Annotated in this window: 6 protein-coding genes; 3 read left to right on the top strand and 3 right to left on the bottom strand. The window is 65.2% G+C overall.

Translation table 11 applies throughout. The features are described from left to right. The first annotated feature begins 158 nt into the window (after positions 1-158). The gene (locus AC5RWT_RS34510; protein ID WP_494084156.1) at positions 159-590 is read left to right on the top strand and encodes a YccF domain-containing protein; all 432 of its coding nucleotides are present in this window, start codon (positions 159-161) and stop codon (positions 588-590) included. Between the two features lie 70 nt (positions 591-660). On the opposite strand, the gene AC5RWT_RS34505 is transcribed toward AC5RWT_RS34510, so the two are convergent. Further along, a complete protein-coding gene (locus AC5RWT_RS34505; RefSeq protein WP_494084155.1) occupies positions 661-1,131 on the bottom strand; it encodes a pyridoxamine 5'-phosphate oxidase family protein in 471 nt (156 codons plus the stop codon). 231 nt (positions 1,132-1,362) lie between these two features. Here AC5RWT_RS34505 and AC5RWT_RS34500 point away from each other — a divergent pair, with 231 nt between their 5' ends. Next, positions 1,363-1,929, top strand: a complete 567-nt coding sequence (locus AC5RWT_RS34500) for a YceI family protein (protein WP_494084154.1) — start codon at positions 1,363-1,365, stop codon at positions 1,927-1,929. 18 nt (positions 1,930-1,947) lie between these two features. On the opposite strand, the gene AC5RWT_RS34495 is transcribed toward AC5RWT_RS34500, so the two are convergent. Both AC5RWT_RS34495 and AC5RWT_RS34490 read right to left on the bottom strand, forming a co-directional pair. After that, complete coding sequence (locus AC5RWT_RS34495; protein WP_494084153.1) at positions 1,948-2,505, bottom strand: HutD/Ves family protein; 558 nt, start codon at positions 2,503-2,505, stop codon at positions 1,948-1,950. A 19-nt stretch (positions 2,506-2,524) separates the two neighbouring features. Continuing rightward, positions 2,525-3,055: a GNAT family N-acetyltransferase gene (locus AC5RWT_RS34490; protein ID WP_494084152.1), complete on the bottom strand. Its 531-nt coding sequence runs from the start codon at positions 3,053-3,055 to the stop codon at positions 2,525-2,527. 222 nt (positions 3,056-3,277) lie between these two features. On the opposite strand from AC5RWT_RS34490, the gene AC5RWT_RS34485 reads away from it, so the two are divergent. Further along, positions 3,278-4,910 (top strand): Clp protease N-terminal domain-containing protein (locus AC5RWT_RS34485; protein WP_494084151.1); only part of this gene is annotated, 1,633 nt, incomplete at its 3' end.

The raw sequence follows: 4,910 nt of genomic DNA, 5'->3' as shown, positions 1-4,910 counted from the left end.
GGCCCTTCCGTACGGAAGGGCCGCCCTGCGGCATTTCACCTAGGCCGGTACCCCTGGCTTGGGCCGGAAACCAGTATCAGGGGAGATTCAGGGGCGACCCGCATAGCGCTCGGCCGACCCGCATAGCGCTCGGCCGCATCTGTGGCCAGAATGGTGGAATGAAGGCACTTTTGAACATCATCTGGCTGCTATTCGGCGGCATCTGGCTGGCCTTGGGCTATTTTCTGGCCGGCGTTGTCTGCTGCCTGCTGATCGTGACGATCCCGTTTGGCATCGCATCCTTCCGGATTGCCGGCTACGCCCTCTGGCCGTTCGGGCGGATGGTGGTGGACCGAGGCGGTCGTACCTACTTCATGTCCACGGTGGGGAACATCATCTGGTTGCTGGTTGCCGGTATTTGGATCGCGATCGGGCATGTCCTGACAGCTGTAGCGCAAGCGGTCACCATCATCGGGATTCCGCTGGCGATCGCCAACCTCAAAATGATTCCGGTCTCCTTGACTCCGCTGGGCAAAGAGATCGTGCCCACCGCCGGTCCGGGCCGCAACTACGTCCCCATCTACCAGCCGCGCCCGGTTGCATGGCATTGAGCTGCGCCAGGACGCTAACCTGAGCACTCGGTCCGGGCCCTGGCTCCTGCTCACTGCAGGCGCCGTGCGCCTACTCGATCTGCAGGCGGCGGCTGTCGCTGAGCCCCGGGTTGCGCCGGGCTGATGCCGGCACCACGAAGCGCCGTCCGGTGACCACCGTGGGCACAATGCGGACGAAATTGTTCTTGTCGCCGGACTGCCACGGGAACAGCGGGAGCATGGCCGATTCCACGACATCCTCGATGCTGTTCATCCGTTGGGCGGAGCCGCGCGCCACAGCGCTCCACGCGACGCTGGTGTCCTGATCGAACCCGTCCACCTCCAGAACCACTTCACCTGCAAGCGCTGCGTCGAGTTTGGTTCCCGGGGCGGAACTGAACACGAGGCTTCCATGGTCCACCACGTAGTTGACGGGGAAGATCTCCGGGTGGGACTCGACGATGACTCCGAGCCGGCCAAAGTCAGCGCCGCGGAACAATCGCCAGCAATCGTCCGCGGGCAGCTGGGCTATCGATGAAGGCAGCTCGTTCGAGGTGCTCATGGCATCAGTGTAAAGGTCTCCGCAAGGCGGCGACAGGGGCCGGTGCCGTTGCCGGGACGTTGTTCCGGGGCGCACAGCCGGCACGGAAATCCACCTCAGGATGTGGTGCAATGCGCCACGTAATGTGCTGGAATTACCCCACGGGCCGGACGCGCTGAAGGGGACGGCCAAGCGCACCCAGCTGTCTTTGGGGGAGGGCAGTGCCTGTGCCTATCAGGAGGAGGCTCTGCCATGTCCGAACTATCTCCGGACCTATCGGGCGAGTGGAGGTTCGACCCGGCGCACACCAGGATCGGATTTTCCACCCGGCATGCCATGGTGACCAAAGTCCGAGGCGCGTTCAACGACGTGGAGGGCGTCATCCAAGCCGACGTGGACAACCCGGCTAATTCGTCGGTCACCGTCACTATCCAAGTTGCCAGCATCGATACCCGCAGCCCGCAGCGCGACGAGCACCTGCGGACCAACGACTTCTTCGATGCGCCGAACTACCCGGAGATCACATTCGTCAGTACCCGGATTGATCAGGTGGAGGCTGGAAACTTCATAGTCAACGGGGACCTGACCATCCGCGGCATCACCAAGCAGGTGGCCGTTCCGATCGACTTCATCGGGGTGGAACGGGACCCGGGCGGGCAGCTCCGGGCAGGGTTTGAGGGCTCCCGGCGCATCGACCGGCAGGAGTTCGGCGTCAAATGGAACACCGCACTGGATTCCGGCGGCATGTTGGTCTCTGATCGCGTGATGCTGGAATTCGAGGTCTCCGCCGTCAAGGTCGAGGGTTCCGCCGCCCGGTAAGAAACCTGCTGTGCGCCGTCAGTCACCTGCAGGAAAGACGGAGACCAGCGCCGCGAAGCCTCGTCCGCTGACCTGGGCGGATTCTGACCCCACTACCGTGTCGCAGGGGCTGAGTTCGTGCGGGGTGGCGTCGGCGGACGCCTGTGCCTGGCCTTGCAGCAGCACCAAAAACTGTCCCTCGGACAGCACCAGCGGCTGCTTTTTGGACAGTTCGACGATGAGTAGTCCGGCGCCCCACGCTCCGCGGCGGGTCATGACATTCAGCGCCCGGCAGGGCCCGGTCGGCAGGCTGCAGTCAGTGCGGCTCCCGCCGTCGAAGCGGAACGGCCGGTAGCGTTCCATCCGGTGCTGGCTGCCGTCCACGGCCAGGAAGGCGACGTCGCCGTCCACGATGGTGAAGATCCGGTCTTGGCCGGGAAATTCGGAGAAGCTGCCGTCCGATGTGATGTCCGCCAGGCTCAGCCGCCAGTCGACCTGACCGTCGCCTCCGGCTTCCCCTGCCGCTATCTGTCGGGTTAAGCCGCCGCCGTTCCGCCACCGCTGTTCCTTCAGCGAGGCTGCGCGGATGATTTCCATGCGACTCCTTGTCCGGATGTTAAAGCTGCCGGTCCCAGTTCAACACATACGCGTCCTGGTAACCGTCGGCACCGCTGACGGCCGCTGCCGCATTTCGTTCGAAGCCCAGGGATGTGACGATGCGGATGGCTGCGCTGTTGTCCGGATGGTTCAGCGCGAGGACCGGCGGCAGTTCCAGGAATTCATTGACATGGGCGACGACGGCGCTGACTGCCTCGCGTCCGTAGCCGCGGTGCCATATGGCGGGATTCAAGCGGTAGTAGAGATTGAGTACGGGGCGGCGGGACAACGCCACATGCTTGACACCCGCAAAGCCAATAGCCTCTTCGCGGCCGGGCAGGCGCACCGCAAAGTAGCCCACTCCGTGGTCCTCCCACTGGGCTTCCCAGCGCTGATAAAGGCCCTCTGCCTCTTCATTCCAAATCAGGGCGTCGGAGGGATTGAAGCGCGTGGTGCGGCGGTCGGAGAGGATGCGGAACATCGCATCGATGTCACCCGGCGTCGGTTGGTTCAGCAGGAGTCGGGCCGTCTCCAGCATGGTCTCTGCCACGTTCCAGCCTCCCGTCTGCTTCGTGCGTGTTCCGGATCCAGACTATGCGTCCGGAGGGGTTACGGGCAGGGCAGCCACGCGACAGGATGGTGGTGGGCAAGTACCCTCCGGGCCCTGTGGATAACTTTACTTCCAAAGTTGAGTGGAGTAGACTCAACTTAGGACATTGACCAGCGCTGATGCGGCTGGCGAGAGCAATGCCGGAGCGAACGGAGACATGTGTTGGACGCTAAATTCACCACCAAGAGCCAGGAAGCGCTGTCAGCGGCGGCCATGAACGCCTCGACGGCGGGCAATCCGCAAATCGAGCCAGCCCACCTGCTCAAGGCCCTGATGGGCCAACGCGACGGCGTTGCCGTGGCCGTGCTGAAGTCCGCCGGGGCCGACCCGGACTCGGTGAGTGTCCAGGCGAGCACGGCAATCAAGGCCCTGCCGTCGTCATCGGGTTCCTCCGTGGCGCAGGCGCAGTACTCCCGGGGCCTTCTCCAGGCGGTGCAGGCCGCCCAGCAGGAGGCGGAGAAGCTCGGGGATTCCTTTGTGTCCACCGAGCATCTGCTGCTGGGCCTCGCGGCGGACAGCGCCGCCGTCGGGAAGATCCTGCGCGACGCCGGTGCGTCCCACGAAGCACTGCTCGCTGCGCTGCCGGGCGTGCGCGGAGACCGGAAGGTCACCAGCGCCGATCCGGAGAACACGTTCCAGGCGCTGGAGAAGTTCGGCACCGACCTGACCGCGATCGCGCGTTCCGGGAAGCTGGATCCGGTGATCGGCCGGGACGCGGAGATCCGCCGCGTGGTCCAGGTGCTTTCGCGCCGGACCAAGAACAACCCCGTGCTGATCGGAGAACCCGGGGTCGGGAAGACCGCCGTGGTGGAGGGACTGGCACAACGGATGGTTGCCGGCGACGTGCCCGAATCGCTGCGCGGCAAGACGCTGATGTCGCTGGACCTCGCGGCCATGGTGGCCGGGGCCAAGTACCGGGGCGAGTTTGAGGAACGGCTGAAGGCCGTGCTGGAGGAGATCAAGAACTCGGACGGACAGATCGTCACCTTCATCGACGAGTTGCACACCGTCGTCGGTGCGGGCGCCTCCGAAGGTTCGATGGATGCCGGCAACATGCTCAAGCCGATGCTGGCCCGCGGCGAGCTGCGGCTGATCGGGGCCACCACGCTGGATGAATACCGCGAGAACATCGAGAAGGACCCGGCCCTGGAACGCCGCTTCCAGCAGGTCTACGTGGGGGAGCCGAGCGTCGAGGACACCATCGGCATCCTGCGCGGGCTGAAGCAGCGCTACGAGGGGCACCACAAGGTGTCGATCGGAGACTCCGCCCTGGTGGCCGCCGCGACGCTGTCCAACCGCTACATCTCGGGCCGGCAATTGCCGGACAAGGCCATCGATCTGGTGGACGAGGCTGCTTCCCGGCTGCGGATGGAGATCGACTCGGCGCCGGAGGAGATCGACCAGCTGCGCCGCGCCGTCGACCGCCTCACCATGGAAGAACTGGCGCTGGCCAAAGAAACGGACGCCGCCTCCCGGGAGCGGCTGGAAGCGCTGCGTGCCGACATGGCGGACAAGAAGGAGGAGCTGGCTGCCCTCAATTTGCGCTGGGAAGCGGAGAAGGCCGGGCTGAACCGGGTGGGCGACCTGAAGGCCAAGCTGGACGAGCTGCGCTCGCAGGCCGACAAGTCCCAGCGCGAGGGCGACCTGGCCGAAGCCTCCCGCATCCTGTACGGGGAGATCCCGACGCTGGAGAAGGATCTGGCCCAGGCGCAGGCGGCCGAGGAGCAGGGCGGCGCCGGCCGGGACCAGATGGTCTCCGAGGAGGTGACCGCCGACGACATTGCCGAGGTCATCT

Source organism: Arthrobacter sp. Dra40 (assembly GCF_059091905.1).
Note: the sequence above shows the minus strand (reverse complement) of the source record. Positions and strands in the feature narration are given on the sequence as shown.

Coding starts and splice junctions, on each gene's coding strand:
- AC5RWT_RS34510 (WP_494084156.1), top strand. CDS start 159: ATGAAGGCACTTTTGAACATCATCTGGCTGCTATTCGGCGGCATCTGG.
- AC5RWT_RS34505 (WP_494084155.1), bottom strand. CDS start 1,131: ATGAGCACCTCGAACGAGCTGCCTTCATCGATAGCCCAGCTGCCCGCG.
- AC5RWT_RS34500 (WP_494084154.1), top strand. CDS start 1,363: ATGTCCGAACTATCTCCGGACCTATCGGGCGAGTGGAGGTTCGACCCG.
- AC5RWT_RS34495 (WP_494084153.1), bottom strand. CDS start 2,505: ATGGAAATCATCCGCGCAGCCTCGCTGAAGGAACAGCGGTGGCGGAAC.